This window comes from Algoriphagus machipongonensis (assembly GCF_000166275.1).
Classification (GTDB): Bacteria; Bacteroidota; Bacteroidia; order Cytophagales; family Cyclobacteriaceae; genus Algoriphagus; species Algoriphagus machipongonensis.
In genome coordinates, this window is the sequence record NZ_CM001023.1 from 412,848 (window position 1) to 433,462 (window position 20,615).

At 40.2% G+C, this 20,615-nt stretch carries 14 protein-coding genes; 3 read left to right on the plus strand and 11 right to left on the minus strand.

Going from position 1 to position 20,615, the window contains the following annotated elements:
- The first annotated feature begins 20 nt into the window (after nt 1-20).
- The 3 genes from pnuC to ALPR1_RS01850 are packed head-to-tail and all read left to right on the plus strand — an operon-like array spanning nt 21 to nt 2,689.
- On the plus strand, nt 21-638 hold the full coding sequence (pnuC, locus tag ALPR1_RS01840) for a nicotinamide riboside transporter PnuC (protein WP_008198006.1): 618 nt from the start codon (nt 21-23) through the stop codon (nt 636-638).
- On the plus strand, nt 625-1,152 hold the full coding sequence (locus ALPR1_RS01845) for an AAA family ATPase (RefSeq protein ID WP_008198007.1): 528 nt from the start codon (nt 625-627) through the stop codon (nt 1,150-1,152). Before pnuC ends, ALPR1_RS01845 begins: the two co-directional genes overlap by 14 nt.
- A 4-nt stretch (nt 1,153-1,156) precedes the next feature.
- Nucleotides 1,157-2,689 carry an arylsulfatase gene (locus tag ALPR1_RS01850; RefSeq protein WP_008198008.1) on the plus strand — a complete coding sequence of 511 codons (1,533 nt, stop codon included), beginning with the start codon at nt 1,157-1,159 and terminating at the stop codon, nt 2,687-2,689.
- Between the two features lie 20 nt (nt 2,690-2,709).
- Here the strand turns inward: ALPR1_RS01850 and ALPR1_RS01855 are convergent, their stop codons facing one another.
- From ALPR1_RS01855 to ALPR1_RS01905, 11 genes are all read right to left on the minus strand, one after another.
- Nucleotides 2,710-3,792: a serine hydrolase domain-containing protein gene (locus ALPR1_RS01855; protein ID WP_008198009.1), complete on the minus strand. Its 1,083-nt coding sequence runs from the start codon at nt 3,790-3,792 to the stop codon at nt 2,710-2,712.
- A 119-nt stretch (nt 3,793-3,911) separates the two neighbouring features.
- Entirely contained in the window at nt 3,912-5,456 is a 1,545-nt protein-coding gene (locus ALPR1_RS01860) for a M20/M25/M40 family metallo-hydrolase (RefSeq protein WP_008198010.1), read from the minus strand.
- A gap of 233 nt (nt 5,457-5,689) precedes the next feature.
- Entirely contained in the window at nt 5,690-6,550 is an 861-nt protein-coding gene (locus ALPR1_RS01865) for a phosphoenolpyruvate hydrolase family protein (protein ID WP_008198011.1), read from the minus strand.
- Between the two features lie 124 nt (nt 6,551-6,674).
- Nucleotides 6,675-7,892, minus strand: coding sequence for a Tm-1-like ATP-binding domain-containing protein (locus tag ALPR1_RS01870; RefSeq protein ID WP_008198012.1), 1,218 nt, complete (start codon nt 7,890-7,892; stop codon nt 6,675-6,677).
- Nucleotides 7,893-8,031: 139 nt separating this feature from the next.
- Entirely contained in the window at nt 8,032-8,991 is a 960-nt protein-coding gene (locus tag ALPR1_RS01875; protein ID WP_008198013.1) for a glycoside hydrolase family 43 protein, read from the minus strand.
- Between the two features lie 84 nt (nt 8,992-9,075).
- The gene (locus ALPR1_RS01880; RefSeq protein ID WP_008198014.1) at nt 9,076-9,927 is read right to left on the minus strand and encodes a sugar phosphate isomerase/epimerase family protein; all 852 of its coding nucleotides are present in this window, start codon (nt 9,925-9,927) and stop codon (nt 9,076-9,078) included.
- A gap of 6 nt (nt 9,928-9,933) precedes the next feature.
- Nucleotides 9,934-11,049, minus strand: a complete 1,116-nt coding sequence (locus ALPR1_RS01885) for a Gfo/Idh/MocA family protein (protein WP_008198015.1) — start codon at nt 11,047-11,049, stop codon at nt 9,934-9,936.
- 152 nt (nt 11,050-11,201) lie between these two features.
- Nucleotides 11,202-11,948: a ThuA domain-containing protein gene (locus tag ALPR1_RS01890; protein WP_008198017.1), complete on the minus strand. Its 747-nt coding sequence runs from the start codon at nt 11,946-11,948 to the stop codon at nt 11,202-11,204.
- 51 nt (nt 11,949-11,999) lie between these two features.
- Nucleotides 12,000-12,554: a plastocyanin/azurin family copper-binding protein gene (locus ALPR1_RS01895; RefSeq protein WP_008198019.1), complete on the minus strand. Its 555-nt coding sequence runs from the start codon at nt 12,552-12,554 to the stop codon at nt 12,000-12,002.
- A gap of 7 nt (nt 12,555-12,561) precedes the next feature.
- Nucleotides 12,562-15,633 carry a PVC-type heme-binding CxxCH protein gene (locus ALPR1_RS01900; RefSeq protein WP_008198020.1) on the minus strand — a complete coding sequence of 1,024 codons (3,072 nt, stop codon included), beginning with the start codon at nt 15,631-15,633 and terminating at the stop codon, nt 12,562-12,564.
- A gap of 308 nt (nt 15,634-15,941) precedes the next feature.
- Nucleotides 15,942-20,021, minus strand: a complete 4,080-nt coding sequence (locus tag ALPR1_RS01905) for a hybrid sensor histidine kinase/response regulator transcription factor (protein ID WP_040303124.1) — start codon at nt 20,019-20,021, stop codon at nt 15,942-15,944.
- Nucleotides 20,022-20,615: the final 594 nt, after the last annotated feature.

Consider the following 20,615-nt stretch of genomic DNA (forward strand, 5'->3'; position numbering starts at 1 on the left):
AAATTTCACTTATTTCGGGAATGGATTTCCAATGGATTCTTGATGGTTTTACCGAAGGGCTGCAACAAATGACTTGGTTGGAGGGAATTGCTGTGTTCTTTGGGGTGTCATCTGTTTATTATTCGATTAAAGAAAACATTTGGGTTTATCCAACGGGAATTATCTCTACGCTCATTTATGTGTGGATCTGTTTTCAATATAAGCTATATGCAGACATGGGCATCAATGCCTATTATTTTAGTATGTCAATTTATGGCTGGTTTGTTTGGACTCATCCCAAAGTAGGTGAAAAAGTACTTCCAGTTACTTGGTTGAAACCCTCGGGCTGGGCCGTATCCATAGCTTTCTTTTTGATCTCTTATCTGACACTTTATTTGGTTCTGGCCAATTTTACAGATAGCGATGTGCCTTATTGGGATTCATTTACCACCGCCTCTGCATTCGTGGGGATGTGGTTGATGGCCAAAAAGAAGGTGGAAAACTGGATATTTTGGATCATTACTGACTTGGCTGCCGTTCCCTTGTATTTTTACAAAGGATTAATTCTGACCTCCTTTCAGTATTTGTTTTTCACAGTCCTGGCCACTTTGGGTTTGTTGGCATGGATTAAATCTGCGAAAGCTTATGAAGCTAGATAGGGTATTGATATTAGGACCAGAGTCTACTGGTAAAAGCACCTTGGCGAATGATCTTTCCGAATTTTACGGTGAACCTTGGGTGCCTGAATTTGCCAGAGAGTATCTGGAGAAACTTGATAATCAATATCAATACGAGGATTTATTGGCTATTGCCAAAGGACAGGTTGCATTGGAAGATGAAATGGCCGCAAAAGCAAATCAACTTCTTTTCTGCGATACAGATTTGCGGGTGATCCACATTTGGTCTCAACATAGGTTTGATAAAACTGCAACCTGGGTATTAGATCAAATGGAAAAGAGAACCTACAGTTTGATCCTTTTAACTGATACGGACTTGCCTTGGGAGCCTGATCCTCTTCGGGAATATCCAGATTTGAAAATGCGTCAATATTTCTTCGACAAGTATCATGAGCTGGCAAAGTCCAGTGGCTTTCCTTTTGAGATTGTCAAAGGGAATGAACAACGAAGAAAAGAGCAAGCAATAAATGCCATTAAAAATCATTTAAATAAATAGTTATATGCGTCGATTGATTTTCATTTTATTTTGTCTCCCTATTGTTTTTTCCTGTTCACAGGAGGAAGCCGAACAACCTGTTCAACCTAATATTATTTACATTCTAGCAGATGATTTGGGTTATGGTGAAGTGGGCTATCAGGGCCAAGAAAAAATCCAAACTCCAAATATGGATGCTCTTGCAGCCTCTGGAATGGTTTTTACCAATCATTATTCCGGAGCTCCTGTCTGTGCCCCGGCTCGTTGTAGTCTTTTAACCGGTAAGCATGGAGGAAATGCCTTTATTCGAGGAAATGACGAATGGGTAGATCGAGGGGATGTTTGGGATTATGCTAAAGTTTCCGAAGATCCTTATTTGGAGGGACAAAGACCATTGCCTGACAATACTCTTACTCTTGGGAAATTACTTCAAGATGCTGGGTACAAAACTGGAATTGTGGGAAAATGGGGTCTTGGTGGACCAATGACTGAGTCAATCCCTACGAAATTGGGTTTTGATTATTTCTATGGTTTTAATTGCCAGCGCCAAGCACATAACCTATATCCACCACACCTGTGGGAGAATGAAACGAAGGTAGACCTGGATAACCCAATAGTGATTCCTAATACAAAATTGGATGAAGGAGCGGATCCAAATGATCCTGAGAGCTATGCGAAATACAATCAGAAAGACTTTGCTCCCACCTTGATGCATGACAAAGCCCTGAGCTTTATAGAGGAAAATCAGAAGGAGCCATTCTTTTTATATTATGCTTCTCCACTTCCACATGTTCCGCTTCAAGCACCTCAAAATGATGTGGATAAGTATAGAGAAACCTTTGGGGCAGAAGATCCTTATTTGGGAAATCAAGGTTACTTTCCTAACCGTTATCCACACGCTACTTATGCAGCGATGATCACTTTGCTGGATCAGCAAATTGGTGAAGTGATGGCAAAAGTGAAGGAGTTAGGGCTGGAGGAAAATACCATTATCATTGTCACTAGTGATAACGGTCCCACTTACACAGGAGGTGTAGACTTTGATTATTTTGAAAGCTCTAAGCCATTTACGAATGGTTATGGAAGAACAAAGGGCTTTGTGTATGAAGGAGGAATTCGCGTTCCTATGACCGTCAATTGGCCGGGTAAAATAAAAGCTGGAAGTACGACGGATCGAATTTCAGCCTTTTATGATGTAATGCCTACACTTTGTGAATTGGTGGGAGTGAATGCGCCGGAAGATTCTGATGGCACTAGTTTTTTACCCACCTTATTGGGAGAAGCTCAAGAAGAACCTGAATACTTATTTTGGGAGTTTGCGGGATATGATGGACAACAAGCAGTAAGAATGGGGAAATGGAAAGGGATTCGTCTTAATATCAAAAAGGATGAGGCTTTGACTATCCAATTATTCGACTTATCCACAGATCCTTTGGAGCAGTATAATGTTGCAGATCAACATCCAGAAATTATCCAGCAAATGGAAGAAATCATGAAGAAAGAACATAGCACCCCTGCTTTAGAGAGCTTTAGAATGGCTTTTTTGGAAGAAAAATAAATTGTATCAAATTTAATTGCTTACCATTTACCTAAGGAAAGGGTAGCTGCTTCCACGAGCTTCATGACATCTGGATGGTAGTTGTTGTTAAGAATAATGATCGTTTTATTTTCCTCAATGTAACGCACTATTATGGTCTTGTATCCCGGATTATCTCCGGTATGCATGACCATTTTTCCAAATGGGCTTTTAGGTTCTATTGACCATCCAAAGCCATAATAACTTCGAGTTCCATCATTGAGTTTGGCAGGAGCAAAAGCTAGCTCCATGGTTTTTTGTGAGACAAGTCGATTAGTATACAAAGCCTGATCCCAGCGTAATAAATCTTCAGCGATACTGCTTACTCTACCCGGACCCTTTCGGTTGCCAAGCCAAATAGTATAGTCCGAAGAAGGGAATTTATTTGCATTGACGTACTTTCCATCTGAGTTTTTGATATGACCCGCCGCAAAGTTTTCAACTTTTGCTTTTTCCTCTGGAGATCTGATATCGGTGCTGTTCATATGCAAGGGTTTGAAAATCCATTCACGAGATAGTTCTACAAAGTCTTTCCCAGTTGCTTTCTCCACAATACTCGCCAAAAACACATAGCCCGTATTACTATACTGATATTTTTCTCCCGATTCAAAAAGCATAGGAGGTTCATATTCGTTGAGGTAAGCCAGTATATCCTTATTTCCTGCAACTTTGCTTTTATCCCAATGCTCATCCATCACAGCCTGATAGTCCGGCAATCCACTGGTGTGATTGAGTAATTGTCGGATGGTAATTCCTTTGTAAGGGACATCCAAGTATTTTCCTATTCGATCATCATAATCTAAGAGGCCTTTTTCCTGGCACAACATGATCATCATGGCAGTGAACTGCTTGGAAACTGATGCCATTTCAAAAACATCATGTTTTTTGAGAGGGATTTGATCCTCAAACGAACGCATCCCAATGGCTTTTTCGAAAAGTACTTTTCCATTTTGAGCCACTAAAATCACTCCAGAGAAATCCTCTTTTTCAGCATTTGCCAGTGCATCTTTAAGAATGCGTTCTTGTCCCAATATTGGGTGTATAACTAAACATAGGAAAAGTATAGGAGTAAAAAGCTTTTTCATATTTGCTGGGGTTAGGAATATGAAAAATACGAAAGCTTTTGTTTAGTAACTAGATGCAATGGGCCAAAAAAAAGAAAGCCACGGATTTCCGTGGCTTTCTGAATTTGTTGGAAAATGGATTAATTATCCAATCCACCTTTTCTTGTTGGAGAACGCATTGCTGGCCATTCAGTTGGCTCACCATTTCTTCCAATTGGAACTCTCACTTTTCTTGATACCATATCATCTTCTTCACTTGCCATGTAAACCATGATTGCAGCCAAGATGACATTGCTTTGAACATCGTCAAAAATGATTTTGTCATAGGTATCCAAATTGGTATGCCAAGTGTAATTGAAGTAAGACCAGTTCAATGAACTAAGAGAAAATGCCGGTACTCCTGCAGCTACAAATGAAGCATAATCAGAACCGCCACCCCCTGGGTTTCCAGGGAAATTCGTTTCAATTTCTCGAGTAATATTTCTAGGCACTTTTGTCAACCAACGGCCCAGATACTCATAACTATCTACAAAGCCTTGACCTGAAAGGTTTACTACTCTACCAGTTCCGTTATCCTGGTTGAAAAGTACTTGGATTTTATCCATCATTTCAGGATGATCCTCTACAAAAGCTCTAGAACCATTAAGTCCTTGCTCTTCCGAACCCCAGTGTCCTACCAGAATGGTTCTTTTTGGATTAGGGTAAATCTTTTTCAATACTCGCATCACTTCCATCATCATGATAGTTCCAGTACCATTATCAGTGGCACCTGTTCCACCATCCCAAGAGTCAAAGTGAGCAGAAAGCATCACATATTCATCAGGCTTTTCAGTTCCTTTGATTTCAGCAATGGTATTGAAAGTAGGAACAACACCCAAATCTTTGGATTGTGCATTGAGTGTAATTGTTGGGCTTTCTCCACCATCTGCAAGTCTAAATAATAGGCCATAATCTTCTAAAGAAAGATCGACAGTAGGGACTGTTTTAGTATAAGAAGAAAAGATCTTGTTGGCTCCAAAACCTTGAGACCAGTAAGAAGTGATAATTCCCAAAGCTCCAGCTTCTTCCAAAGCAGCAGGCAATTCTCTTCTTCCTTTACCAGTTTTTTGAAGTCTTTCATTCCAAGCTCTATTGGATTCAGTCTTCTCCTCTTTCATTTTTGCGAAAGACTCTTCTGTTGCAAATTCCTCCCAGTTGTAATCCGGTCTACCCGTTACCTGTGGAGCAGAAACCATTACATATTTTCCTTTTACAGAAGGCAACCAAGCCTCAAATGCCGCTTCGTCTGCTACATCAGGGATCACAACCACTTCTCCAGTTGCACCGCCTTCAGGCGAGGAAGGACTCCAAGCTAATTGCTGGCCTGCTAGAGATTTTGTCCATGGAGCGATCATGTCAATATGGGTAATTCCACGCTCCCAGCCTTTCCACTCTCCCCATTGTTCGTTGCGGGCTTCAATCCCCCAACTTTCGTATTTTTCTACTGCCCAATCATGAGCTTTTTTCATTTGTGGAGTTCCAACAAGTCTTGGCCCGATGCCATCCATCAACTCATGACCGATTTGCTTCAACTGAGAATTCTCAGTTTCCTCCTTGATAATCTTTTCGATGATTTCATCTTGAGCCTGAACTTGCGTGCCCAAAAGCAACATCAAGCCCATGCCTAATAAGTATCTCTTTTTCATATTTGAGTGTGATTTGAACCTAAAATTATTGTTTACAAATGTGATTTCCGCGCCGTTTGTGGATTTGTATTGGAAATCAACTTCAAAGTAAGCCCCTTTTATTTTGCTCGGAATAGTTGAGAATGCTAATCACAACTATTTTTTTCCTTCCGACAAGTACCCTAATTTTTGATCATAAAAAAAGTGGCAAGAGTAAACTCGAGCCACTTAATAATTTTATTTTTTTTGTTAACCTATTTAATTGTCAGCTTTTTAAATTCCTTGGTTAGGTTAGTTAGCGATTCTTCTACACCCATTCTTTCTAGAGAGGATGCCCCGACAAATCCATGGACGTCAGCCTTGTCCAAAACCTCACGAACATCTTCAGGAGTATTGATCGGTCCACCATGAGCTAGGAAAAATAAATCTGGATTCACGGCTTTGGCAGCAGCCACAATTTCATTGGTTCGTGCAACTGCATCATCCATGCTACAGCTCGCGCCAGTAACACCGATAGAGCCTCCTACGGTGGTTCCCACATGGGATATGATTGCATCAGCACCTGCTTCTGCCATTTGACGGGCTTCCTCAGCTGTTGCTACATAAACGATAGAGAAAAGGTCCATTTTATCGGCAATTTGGATCATTTCAACTTCCTTTTCGAAGCCCATGCCTGTTTCTTCTAAAACCTGACGGAAATGTCCATCGACAATAGAATGCGTTGGGAAATTATTAATTCCTGAAAAACCCATCTCTTTGACTTTTAACAAATGATGCCAAATACGTCTTCTTGGATCAGACCCATGAACACCACAAATGACAGGAATTTCTTCTACCACAGGGAGCACTTCAAATTCTCCGATTTCCATTGCCACAGCATTGGCATCGCCATAAGCCATGAGGCCAGCTGTCGAACCATGGCCTGACATCCTAAAACGACCTGAATTATAGATTATCAATAAATCTGCACCGCCTTTTTCTATAAATTTTGCTGAAATCCCTGTTCCGGCTCCAGCGGCGATGATTGCCTTTTTTTGAGCTAAGGTTTCTTTCAATCGATCACGTACTTCCTGTCTGGTGTAAGGATTTCCCTTCCCTGTCCATGGATTTGGCATAATTTCTACTTTTTATTGTTTCTATTTTTTTAACTGAGAATACCGCTTAGGATACCACAGAGTTTAAAGTTATAATACTTAAATATCCTGCTTCTGAAGAAGCTGTACTTTTTCATATTGCTCTTCAATCAATCATCTTCAATAAGCTGTCCACTGCTTTCTCAGCAAAGGCTTGATCATTGATATGGAATGGCAATTTGACAAAAGGGATTTCAGATTTCAAGTTATCTTGGATAGAAATTGAAAGTGCCTCGTTTGATTTTACGTTTTCAAAGACATTTCCTTTAGCATCTATCTGCGAAAGACCTTTTTCAGGAAAAAGAACAGCTACTTGTCCAAAACTTTGATTTAGTTTTTGGGCCAATATCTTTCCTAACTCTCTATTCTCCTCTTCATTTGTGCGCATCAAGGTGACGGTTGGCACCCAGCTATAAAAATGCCTGTTTTTATATTTTTCCGGCACGGAATCCATGGTACCAAAATTGACCATATCCATACACCCTGGAACAACTACTTGTGGAATTCCCATTTTACCTGCAGCCTCAAGTCTGTTGGGACCGGCGCTACAAATTCCTTCACATAGTTCATCTGCCAATTCAGTAGTGGTTATGTCCAAAATTCCTGCGAAACATCCCTCTAAAGTTAAACTTTCCATGGCTTTTCCACCAGGGCCATTGGCATGAAAAGCCATCACCTCAAAGCCTTGAGCTTCAAGTAACTTCGTACAATGATCTACGCAAACGCTGGTATTTCCAAACATACTGACTGCAATACGTTTTGTTTGATTTGGGATATTATCATTTGTTACCCTCGTCATGGCCACAAGTGCCGCTGCAGCTTGTTGAATAATGGGTTTAATGATACTGTTTAGTGCGGCGACATCTACCACAGATGGCATCAGTAGCACATCTTTGACTCCAACCAAATCGGAGAGATCTTTACTGGCCAAAGTTGAAATACAAATTTTTGGAAGTCCTAAAGGCAATGACTGGATAGATTTCAGCATCACATATGTTCCACTACCTCCTCCCATGCCGATAATGGCATCAAATTGCTTTTCCTTGTAAAGTTTAAGAAGAACTTTTTCTGCCCCACGTCCCATTACCTCCATGGCATACCCACGATCGTTTTTCTGTCGGATATTCGCCAGTTCTTCTCCCGCTTCCCTACAAATTTCTTCCGATTCAATGGATACTGGAAACAACTTTGTCGTGCCCATGACTCCCACATTTGCTGTCAAAACCTCGGCTCCATCAGCAATTAAACAGTCTCTTAAAAATGAGAATATTTCGCCTTTGGTATCAAAACAGCCAAGTATTAATATTTGTGGTTTTTGGGTCATGGTACTAGCTATATTGTCTTTTCACTTGGTTTCTATCTTTACATATCCTAAATGGTGGTGGTCTCTGAGATCTGCTTGTCGGCACGGCAGGCAGTAGACTTCTCAGTCATCTTTCCTTCGAAATGACCCTTTCACCATCTCAGTTCAATTCAAGAAATTTAAAGCTTCCTTCCTTCACTTTCAAAACATCAGCTTCTTTTCCGTTTTTCACAAATTCCAGTTCTATAAGAGCAGTTTTTCTTGGTGATACGTTTTCATCCGAATTGTGGGTGTGGAGGACATATTTCATTTTGCCCTTGGCATCTATAAAATAATCCCCGTGTCCAGATCCATTGATTCCTGCATCGGACTTGTCAAAAATTGGATTTGTAGGGCTTTTCTTCCAAGGTCCCAAAGGGCTTTCACTTACTGCATAGCCCACTGCATAGTCTGGATTTCTAAAATCATTGGCAGAGTAGATGAAGTAATAAAGCCCTTTATGTTTGATGATCGAGGGTCCTTCCGAAACGGTCCATTCCACATTTTGAGTGTTTTCCCAAGGTTCCTCCGCATGAAAACAATACGTCAAAGTTTCTTCTTTGATGCCAGAAAAATCATCTTCCATTTCTGCTACAAACAATCGGTTTCCTTCTGTAAGGCGAACATGATACAGATACTTTTTACCACCCTCGTCAATGAAAATATAGGGGTCAATCTGCTTTACAGGAGCTTCAAGGTCTTTGATTTCAGCTTGAGTAAAAGGTCCCAATGGACTATCTGAGCTTGCGATTGCAATATGTTCATTGGCTGTGTAAGCCATGTAGAATTTCCCTTCATATTCAAAAACCTGAGGAGCCCAAAACCCGATATCTCCATAAGATTCTCCTTTTTTGAGTGCATAACCCTCGTTTTTCTCAGAGCGCTTCCAAGCTTTTAGATTTTTGGAAACGTAAACTTCGAAACCCAGATTCTTATCATTTCCGCTGGTACCATAGAGATAGTAGGTGCCATCATGATAGAAAATCGTGGGGTCTGCCAGTAGGATGGGGTTTTTCTCAGGTACAGACAAAAAGCTCAAGCTAAACCAAAATGCTGTGATTAGAATAGGAGTGATGTTCATGGTTTAATAGGTTAAAAGGTTTCTTAGACCTAAGTCTTTAACTCACAGACCAGGGAAGGTATACTCAGGCTGAGCGAAGTCTCATTAATTCCTAAACTGCTCCTTATAAAAGGCCAATCCCTCGCTTGCCAATTCGTCTGCACTATTTGCCAAAGGTCTCCAAATGCAAGTGGCTTTGGCCATTTCCTTGGATACCGCACCGAAGGTTTCAATTACCATCGCTCCTTCGTATCCTATTTCTTCCAAAGCTTCTTTGATTTCATTCCAAGCCAGATTTCCAGTCCCTGGCGTGCCTCGATCACTTTCATTTCCCTGAACATGACAAAGCAATTCCTTCCCAACTTTCCGAATTGAAACAGCAATGTTTTTCTCTTCTATATTATTGTGGAAGGTGTCAAGTTGAATTTTTAAAAAGGGAGAATCTACAGCTTTCACGATTTCCAAGGCTTGGTCCACCGTATTGACCATGTCACTTTCGAAGCGGTTTAGTGGTTCCAAACCTAAGGTGATTCCAAATTCTTCTGCTGTAATGCAGGCCTTTTTCAGGTTATCCACACACCAGTCAAACTCTTGCTTTTTCTGCTCGGGAGAGATAGAGCGTAGTTTTCCAACAGCAGAATATAATGGACCTCCAAATAGAGGACTGCCCATTTTAGCTGCGATTTTGATGGAATCCTGGATGTATTTTAGCCCATTTGCGCGGATGGCAGGATCCTCACTGGAGATATCCCGATCTGCTCCAAATGCACCACTGATGCTGACTTTTAGCCCGACTTCATCTGTTAGTTTTTTTAATTCATCCCAATCCACTAAATCCTTGTTTTCCACAGGAACTTCGATGATATCAAATCCCATCTCTTTTACCTTGTGGACTAGGTCAAAAGAATGGGTATCGAAAGGCGATACCCATAAAAATGTACTTACTCCAAATTTCATTTTTGATTAGTCAAAAGTTGGAACCTGAATTCTCTCTCCACCTTTCATGGCAGATTCATGTGCACAAATACCAGCACAGGTATAATTGGCAGCAATCGCAGCATCTACTGCCGAATCACGTCCTTCTATTATCGCCGCAACGAACTCCTGCACCAAATGTGGGTGCGAGCCACCATGACCAGCTCCTTGAAGGAAAGACACGTGATTTGGATCGTCTATCGTTTGTCTTTTTGTGAAATGTTTGATTGGTTCTATCAGTAACTCATCTGTATCTGGTACATCAATTCTTCTGGCATTTTCTCCTCCGTCAAAAATCACGTGGCTTTCATCTTCCAATTGCTCCCATTCAAAGGACATTTTGGTACCATAGACATCATAAGACTCACGATATTGGCGTACCACATCAAATAAGGAACGTGTTGCCTCAGCGATCACATCTGAATTTTTCAAGGTGAAAGTAGCTGTTTCCATCGCAAATGGAGATCCATGTCTGCTTGCTAAATCCTCGCTCAAGCGACCTGAACCATGACAGACAACCGTTTCTGCTTTGGTGTTATTGATTCTCAAAAGAGGAGAAATGGCGTGGGTTCCATTGAGCATAGGCGGGAATCCTTTCCAATATTCATCCCATCCTGGCATACTCATGTCCTGTATATGCGAACCTCTAACCATTTGGATTTTTCCTAATTGACCTGTTTCAGCTAGCTTCAATCCATATAAAAATTCACGGGTATAAAGTGCCGTTTCCATCATCATATAGACCTTTCCGGATTTTCTCTTAGCGTCGACGATGGCTGCACAATCCTCTTTAGTCATTGCCATAGGAATGGTGCAAGCAGTATGTTTATTGGCATTCAGTGAAGCCAAAGTCATTCTGGCGTGATCAGGTACTGGAGTCACAATATGAATAGCATCTACATCATCACGCTTTGGTACATCATCAAAATTGGTGAAGCAAAGATCTCGATCTAGGTTAAACTTGGTAGCCAATTCGTCAATAGTCTTAGGGTTTCTGGTACAGATTCCGACTTTTTTGATGTTTGGATGTGCTTGATAAATAGGGATGAATTCTTTGCCGAAGCCAAGTCCGACTATTACTACCGTGATTTGTTTTTGACTCATTTGAATATACTTTAGGTTCTTGATTTATTGTTTAAAAAGGAAGGTTCAATAGGTTTGAGAGTTTTCACTACTCATTAAATATTATTCTGGTCTTTGTAGTCTGGCGTACCGGCAGGGCAGGCACAGACGGTGGACCTCATATGTTGAGAGAATTATTTAGCTGCCCATTTTACTGCGTTTCGGATTAAAGTCTTGTAAGCTTCCAATTCATGTGAAGCTGCATCATGACCCAGTGCGATTCCGACGATTTTCGCATGCGCATGCTTGACAATGTAAATGGATGGGAAAGCTTCATTTCCTTCCGTGCTGGCATTGGCTAATACCTCTATTCCAGGTCCTTCTGGATCCACTTTTTGATAATATAATTCATCATCTAATGAGAAGTGCGCAGGAAGACCTTTAGTCACTGGGTGCTTTACATCCGTCAAGTCAACATTGAAATTTCCATATCGATCATGTCCTCTGGATCCACCACTGACTAGCTCTTTATTATATTCAGGCCAGTCTCTCCAGCTATACCACATACCTGCATGCGCGATAATGATTCCTTTGCCAGCATCTGCAAAAGCAAAAATTGCTTCTCGGGTGGCAATGTCATTGATAGGCTTGTTGTTTGATAGAAAAAGGACGTCAATGGTATCTAGATAATCTTTGATGTTATCTGTGTCTTCGGTGTAAGTGACTTCTGCCAAGCCTTTACTTTCTAAGGTTGCAGCATCCACTTCTTTGTACCATTTTTCGAAATCGTGGGAAGCATTTCCACCAACGATAAGTACCTTAATAGGCTTTTTGATTGGGTTTGGCTCAGCCGACAGATTCATCAATAATCCAAAAGTCAGGATGAGGGATAAGCTTAACTTGACAAGTCCTTTTAAATTAACTCTACGAGTTGTTTTCATAGTTTAATGGGTTTGAGTACTGTTAATTTTTATTTATAACTCAATTTATAATCAACTTTCCACTACCATGATACCATTCATCATTCTCCAATGTCCAGGGAATGTGCATGCAAAAGGATAGTTTCCTGGCTTGGTAGGAGCGGTAAATGTTAGCGTGTATAGTTCCTGAGGACCAATCATTTTGGTGGAGAAAAGTACCTCTGGTATTTCGGGAACATAGAATTTTTCTGAGGCTTTCGGATCTCTCAACATGGCATCAGCAGCTGCACCCACTTTCTCTAGTGTTCCTGGTTTTGCGATCAGAAGATTATGTTCCATTCCATCTAAGTTGTCAATTTCAAGAATGATTTTATCTCCTGCTTTTACCTTGAAGGTATCTTGATCGAACTTCATCATTTCAGGCACGATTTCTAGTAAAATAGTCGTCTCCCGAAATTCTGAATTTCTTTCGATCTTAAAATTACTTTCTGGTTGGCTAGTGTTTTCTATACTTGGTTTAGCTTCGCAAAGAGCAATCGATTCAGACGATTTTAGCTCTTTGGTGTCAACAAACCAGTTCCCAATAACTAGCATCGCTGCCATGGGAAGAAAGGTTGCTTTAATCATTGTATGCTTATTTTAACTCTAATACTAAATTCCTCAGGTTGCCTTCAAAGCTGAATTCATCTTTGTAGGATCCTACATTTCGATCTCCTCCGAAATCACGGCCAGATCTTACACTAGGAGCAAGTTTTCCTGTGAAGGCACTATTCGCTTTGGCTGCTGCTACGGATTTACCATCAACCAGAATCTCCATTTTTCCATCCTGAGAAATTGTTGCTACTGCTTGATAGCTTTCTGGAAGAGTAGCACTTGTGACAGCCTCGAAAGATTTTCCATTTTGCTTAACTACCCAGTGTAATTTGCCTTCTTCTAAATAGAAGCTATACCCATTTTGAGCATCTCCTTGTGCTGTAATCACTCCGAATGGCTCCGCGTCTCTTCTCTGGGAAATTTCTGTGGAAATGGAGATCGCTTTTCCTTTTACATCAGGAGAATATTGAAGTGTACTTCTTCTTCCTAGTTCGTACCTCTCGTTTGCTACGGCACTTTCCAGTCTATTGGTCAGATCTGTTTTCTCAGGACCAATTGCATCGGTAAACGCATCCCCTTGCTCTGCCGCAGCTGCGAAAATCGCTTTTTGCAACCAGTCGTCTTTTGCATTTGCCTCATCTAAACTCGCCTGATATAGCATGGCTCCGGCTTCTGCACTAGCTGGAACTTCAGCAAGTTTTAAGATGGTATGCATTCTCACATTTAAATCTTTATCTCCAGTCAAACCTGCCTCTTGGATGGCTTGAGTGGTTGACTGATTAGTTGGCAATACAGCGATTGCTGCTTTTCTTACTCCAGCAGCAGCATGAGATAGGGCAGCAGTGGCCACCTTGATCGCCTCAGAATTATTTCCTGAAAAAGCTCCCAAACCATGAAGTGTCCATAGTGCATGAACTGCTGGGCTGTTCAAGCCAATTTCATCTACAGATGTATTGTTTACAATCTTATATAGATCCCCAAAAACTGCCTGATTTCCTGACTCTACAAGCAAGCGTTGAGCAGTCATTCTCCAGAACATGTTATCGTTTTTCAAAGCTGCGATTAACCCTTTAGTATCTTCCTTTGAAAGCTGCATTGGCTTGTTTTTACCATCCTTATAAACTACTCGGTAAATTCTGCCATGATTCGTGTCACGAAGTTGGCTTTGGAATGCATTTCCTTGTCCATGAGGCTGATCTTCAAAAGGCAAAACCATTCTAGATGGTGCCTGGCGCTCCACAAATACATTGTGTTGAATGATGAAGTTATACCAGTCTGCAACCCAAACTGCTCCATCTGGTCCAACTTCCGCCTGTACCGGACCAAACCATTCATCTGAGCTAGCAAGCAGATTCCACCCGTCTTTTTCGCTAAATCCAGCGCCATTTGGTTCAATGATCGCATTATGGGTTAATCGAATGGTAGGTTCATTTACAAAGGCAATTCTATTCCAATATTCTTTTGGGAAATCTCTGGCAGTGTACAATCTAAATCCAGCTGCAGAAGTAAATCCTCCCACTACATCCACTTGTCTCAAGTTTGGCGTCATTGCATGCGCATCATAATGCCCGTCAATTTTCTGAATTGGTTGAATATCGAATGCAGGAGAAATCTCTCCTTCTCCGGCTTTTGGAAATGCACGCTGCAAGTATTTTGCAGGTATGGAGTAATAGCCTGCATGTGTGTTGTTTGCGGTAGACATGAAGACATTATTGTCTTCAGAAAAGCCTAATCCCCAAGTATTATTGCTGGATCCGGCGAGGTATTCAAAGTTTTGGCCATTTGGGTCAAATCGATAAATCCCTTGAGGGAAATTCATTTGCTCTCCATTGATGGTTCCGTTGAATCCGGAATATCCGGTCACCCCCCAAATTTTATTGTCAAATCCATACTGTAAGTTAGAAGGACCGGCATGTGTATCATTTTTGCCCCATCCAGTCATGATGACTTCTTTCACGTCTGCCACATCATCTCCGTCAGTATCCTTCATAAAAACAAAATCAGGAGCCATGGATACGATGATACCGCCATTGGCAAAAACCATACTGGTAGGAATATTCAATCCATCTGCAAAAACTGTGAATTTATCTGCTTTACCATCTCCATCAGTATCCTCACATATTTTGATTCGATCATTAGATGCACCGTCTGTTTCTTTAAAAGTGTTGGGATAATCTACAGATTCTACGATCCATAATCTTCCTCTTTCGTCCCAAGCCATAGCGATAGGATTTTGGATGTCCGGCTCAGATGCAAATAACTCAATAGAAAAGTCTACAGGCTTTTGTATTAACTTCTTGGATTCATCTGGAGATAAGGCCTCTTGCATTTTTGGTACTTCATATCTCTTGGTGAAATCAGAAATAGTTTCATCATAAATCGATACATCTGGAATGTTTAAGGCTGCGACATTGGCTTGTACTTCATCGCCCATAGCCCAAAAAATCCCGTTTTTCACCAAAGCAAGAAAGCCTGCATTCTTCCAAGTTCTTTCATCATGACCATAAGCAGTATAGAAAACCCTGCCTTTACCCACATTTCTCACCCAGGTGTAAGGTTCATGGTGTTCTCCTTCCACTCGCTCTGTTAAGACAGTCATGTCAGGGTTGATTCGTTGATGAACATAGGTTTCATCCCAAGTATTGAATGGTTCTAAACCTTGCAGAATCGCATGACCGGGAGCCTCAAATTCAGATGTAAATTCCCCTTCTCCGTGAGAGGCAAACTGTCCCCCAATAGTTTCTATATACCAATCGGAGTTTTTGAAACAACCAGTTGCAGAATGCAGAGGGATTAATCCTTTACCGCTTTCCACAAAACTTTTCATCGCTGACTCTTGCTCCTTAGATAACACATCGTGATTTGCGTAGATCACCAGACCATCATATTTGGAGAGGTTTTCTTTATTCAAGTCCTCCAGTTTTTCTGTATAGGTGATGTTGATTCCACTTTCAAAAAGTGCCGTAGCAAGCCATGGAGCATAAAGTCTTGAATTGTGATGCTCACTGGCATGCCCCAAGAAAAGTACCTCGGCCCGTCTGGGTTCTAACTTAGGGTTTGAGGCTAATGCTTTTGGAGAAAGATTGAGACTTAGGAAAATAGTCCCAAGCAACAGGCATAGAAAATTGAAGTTTCTACTTAATCGCATGATTAATTCGGTTTATCAGGGTTTATCAAAATGATGTTGAAGCAAAGTCATCACTTTGATTCAACTTGGGATGTAAAACTACTATTTGACTTACTTTTCAATTAGTCCCAAAACTTCAAAAAATAGCAAATTCCCTTCTATTTGGGAGGTTGATTTCTTTTAAGGCCTTGATTTACAATTGGCAGCATTTTTTTTGCGATTTTAGGAGCTGGTTTTTGTTTTTTAAAATTTGCTGGTAAGTCGTTTGAGACACATTCTTTTTTAAATATGATTTAGGTCTCTAGGATGTCCGATTTTTTAGAAAAATCTTTAGGCAACTCTCCAAAGTGCTTTTGGAAGCATTTGGTGAAATAGGAAGGGCTGTTGAAACCGACCATTTCGCTGATTTCTGCTATGCTGTGCAATCCATCATTGAGAAGTTCAGCTGATTTTTTCAAGCGAACCAACCGGATATAACCGTTAGGGGTGAGTTCAGAAACCCCTTTTATTTTACGCAATAGACTGGATTGGCTCATATGAAGCTGATCTGCTAAATCAGACACCCCAAATAATTCATTTTCGATATTTGCCAGTATTGCCTCGTTGATTTTACTCAGGAATTCTTCGTCAGCTTTTGAGTGAGCGATCGTGTCAGAATTCACCATAGGTAAGCTGGCAAAGGCCTTTTTGATCTGGTCTCTATGTTGAAGCAAGTTTTTGATTTGGAGGTACAGAAATTCTAGGGAGAATGGCTTCTCAAGGTATACATCTGCACCCATCTCCAAACCAGTGATTTTCGCAGTGATGTTATTTTTGGCTGTAAGTAAGATGACAGGAATGTGACTCGTAGCCAAGTCGGATTTGATATGTTCACATAGTTTGTAACCATCCATTTCAGGCATCATCACATCAGAAATAACCAGATCAATGGGTTCTTTTTTCAAGATTTCCAATGCCAATATTCCATTTGGAGCTTTGTGTATAACATATTGTCCTTTAAGCTTTTCACCTAGGAATTTTAGCAGTTCTTTATTGTCTTCTACTAGCAGGATGGCAGGAAGACTACTTTTTTTCTTTGATTTTACTTCCTTATCGGATGGTGGAATTGACTCTTCTGAATCTTTTATCTCAGGAATTGCTTCCATTTCTTCCCCAAAATGAATGGCTTCTTTTTGTTTAATCGGCAACTCTAAAACAAATCTATTGAGTGTAGGGTCAGACTCTAAAACCAGTGAGCCATGGTGCATTTCTGCCAATGACTTTGCCAGTGGTAAACCTAAGCCTGTTCCTTGTTTAGCCTTTGTACTGGTATTTTCCTCGATTTGAAAAAATGGTTCGAAAATTTTTCTAGCCAAGTCCGAAGGAATCAGGGAGCCATCGTTGGAAATCTGTATTCTAAAAACAGAAGAATTGGATGGGTCGTAATCTAATCGAAGATGGATCATCGCATCGGCATTTTTGAGGGCATTGATCAATAGATTGCTGAGAATCTTGATAACAGCCTCTTTATCTACATCTGCGAATAGTTTATTGATTGACTTTTCCAGTGTGAAATTTAGACCGGATTGGGTAGCTGTAACTTTAAACCTTAGATAGAGTTCCTCTAGTACCTCACAGATTTCAGTCTTAAGAAAGCTTAGTTTAAATCCTCGCTGCTCGGTCTTTCTGAAATCTAACAACTGATTGCTCAGATCTATCAGACGATTGGTGTTTTTTTCAATAATCAATAAGTCATTTTTCACTGTCGAGTCCACAGATTTTTCTCTGCTTAGAATATCTTCTAGTGGCCCTTTGATCAAGGTAAGAGGTGTTCGGATTTCATGAGTAATATTGGTGAAGAACTCAATTTTTGCCTCGTACAGCTCTTTTTCTTTTTCTGCTTCCAATAAATTGAGCTGAACTTTATGGCGATTGTTTACTCTGTTTTTATAGAATGAAATCAGCCAATAGGCTACTAAAACCCCCAGTATAACATAAAAGGCATACGCCATTGGAGTTAAATAAAATGGCGGTAAAATCTCGATTTCTAATTGAGCCTCCTCATAATCGTCAGCAGACTGGATTTTGGGAGATCTAACCTGAAGTGTATAATTACCTGGTGGCAAATAGGAATAAGAAATGGTTTGTGAGTCAGCCATCTGTCTCCATTCATCCTCAAGCCCCTCCATGCGATAAGAGTAATTCCAACTTTGGGAATTGGTGAACCCCAGGGAAGCTACCTCAAAAGTCAGGGAATTTTGATCATGATTAAGGGTGATTTTATCTGTATAGCTAATTGATTTGCTTAGGATGCCATCTTCTGAATTGATAGGGATTTCTTCATTGAAAAGTTGAATGCCTGTGAACACCAGTTCCGGCTGAAAATTGGAAACCTCAATTTTATCTGGATGAAAAGAGATCAACCCTCCCTGAGAACCGAAGTATAATGTTCCATCTTCCGCTTTATAGCCAGATCGATAATTGAATGGGCTGGGAATCAATCCGCTTTTTTCATCGAATAATCTTACTGACTCAGTCTCAGGATCAAACTGCAGCAAGCCCTTATTGGAAGTGATCCATAGGTATCCATTATTATCCTCCAAAATTTTGTAATAGGTACTTGCAGGGAAGCCAGTAGCTACCGTATAGGGTTTGAATGTTTGGTTTTGACTTATGAATTTTGCAAATCCACCCCCGGTTGTAGCAATCCAAATGTTGTTTTTGGAGTCCTCAAATATGTCAATTACTGTCTTGTGTGGAATACTTCCTGGGGTACTAGGATCAGGTTTATATTGAGTTATTTCTCCGGTTTCGGCATCGATTCGAAAAAGGCCGTTGTTGTAAGTTCCTGCCCAGATGTTTCCGGAATGGTCTTCCATAAGAGCATACACAAAGTAATTTCTAAACTCTTCTAAGTTCCTGAACTTCTTCTCTTCACTTTCATACCTATACATTCCAAATGGTGTTCCAAGCCAGATTCTTTTTTTGCTGTCACTCAAAATGGAGAAAAAGTCATCTGTTTCTAGGCCTGCTCCTGGGGTGTTGGAATTAAAATTTGAGATTTTTCCAGTTTTGGTATTAATGATATTTACCCCGCCTGTGAAAGTCCCCACCCAAACTGAGTCGCCTTGTCTAGCGAGTCCATGAATGTTTCTGTAGGAGAGTTCTTGATTAGAATCACCCACTGGAATTTGATCAAATTTCCCTGTTTTCGGATCAAAAAGATTTAGGCTAGCATCTTCCGTTCCGATCCATAATTTACCATCTCCATTTCCGATAATTTCTCTTACCCGCCTTCCGCTAATCGTATTTGCATTTGTGATCGGATAGTATTTCTCAAATTTTACAGGTTGATTGGGCAGATAGTTTACTCCTCCAAAATAGCTGCCTACCCAAATACCTCCTTCTGTATCTTTCCAAAGGGAATAAATGGCGTTGTTGGCAATTGAATAAGGATCATCTGCATTCTCTTGAAGGTGTTGGTAAGTATTGGTGACAAAATCATAGATAAATAGTCCGGATTCTGTTCCGATGCCAAGTTCATTTTGGCTGAACTGAAACATATCCCGGATGAATAAAGGGTCTCCATTTTCATCAGAAAGTAGAAGATCAGATACTTTTCCAGTACTTTTTTCCATCTTCTTAGCACCTGAATTTTTGGTGCCAATAATTATGAAATCACCCCAATCATGAAGACCAATGATATTGTCCTGAGGAAGCTTTTTTTCCTCATCCATGTACATGGCGAATGTTTCAGATTCTTCAAGAAAACGACCAATACCATTTCCTACCACCGAAATCCAAACCACATTGTTTTCATCTACTTTGACTGAGGAAATATCTCCAGGAGGGATGGAACCTGATTGATTAGGGTCATGGGCAAAGAGAACCAGCTCTTTATTTCTGAAATTAAATCTGAATATTCCTTGGTTGTTTCCAGCTATCCAAATATTTCCGGATTGATCTTTTGCTATGGAAGAAATTATTCCGCTCGGACTTGCTCCATCTTTGGTTTGGTAAGGAAAAGAGGAAAACTTATCGAGAATTTTGTCATATAAATAAATACCTTCATCAGTCCCAAGCCATAAAAGTCCATCTTGGTCTTCAAAGATCACATGAATGTAATCATTCCCTAGGATGTCCTCTGGCTTCCCCTTAGAATCAGTGGTGTAGTTTTTCCAACGCTGGCCATCAAATCTATTCAGGCCGTATTTAGTGCCAAACCACATAAAGCCTTGGCTATCCTGAAAAATAGAAAAGACAGAGTTTTGAGATAGCCCGGAATTGACATCATAATGTCTAAAATAGTAACGCTTTTCCTGCGCTAAGCTGAAATTGCTTAGTAAAAGACTTAGGCTGAAAAAACCTGCCAGAAGTAGTTTGGACAAGTTCATAGTATTTTGGGTTATTGGAATTGAAATTATCAAAAACCAATTAGCTAGGTCCTTATGAATGGAATTTTTACAGGCACGGCAAAAAAGTTGCAGGTAATTTTCCATTTCATGACTGAAAAGTTACAGAATTTCAACCTGTAAATTTCGTTTTCGCAATCGATTACGAAGTTGTCTGTTTTCTATTAATTAGGATTGATATATCCTTAAGGTTTTTCACGGAATTTCGCGATTATTTAACTGTTTTAAGCTGTATAAATTTATGAAAACAGAATTAACTTCTGTAAAAATGGCATAGGGTAAATTTTTATTCATCTGTGTAGAAGATAAATTTACATTTTTTGAAGTTTTTTTAATACAGTACCGCTTTTGGAAAATTTACATTTATAATCTCTAAAACAGAGCTTTTCATACCGAAAAGAAACATGTCAATTTGAAGTAATATTTATAATAAACCCCAAACTTTAATGCAGACAATTCTTACTCCCACCTAGCCAGAGAATTTGACAACCCAGTAGTCTTTAATAGGCTGGGGTAATTTTCCCTTTGATTTTCTTCATTCCAGCTAAAGCCTTTTTCAAGGCTTCCTGGAATCGT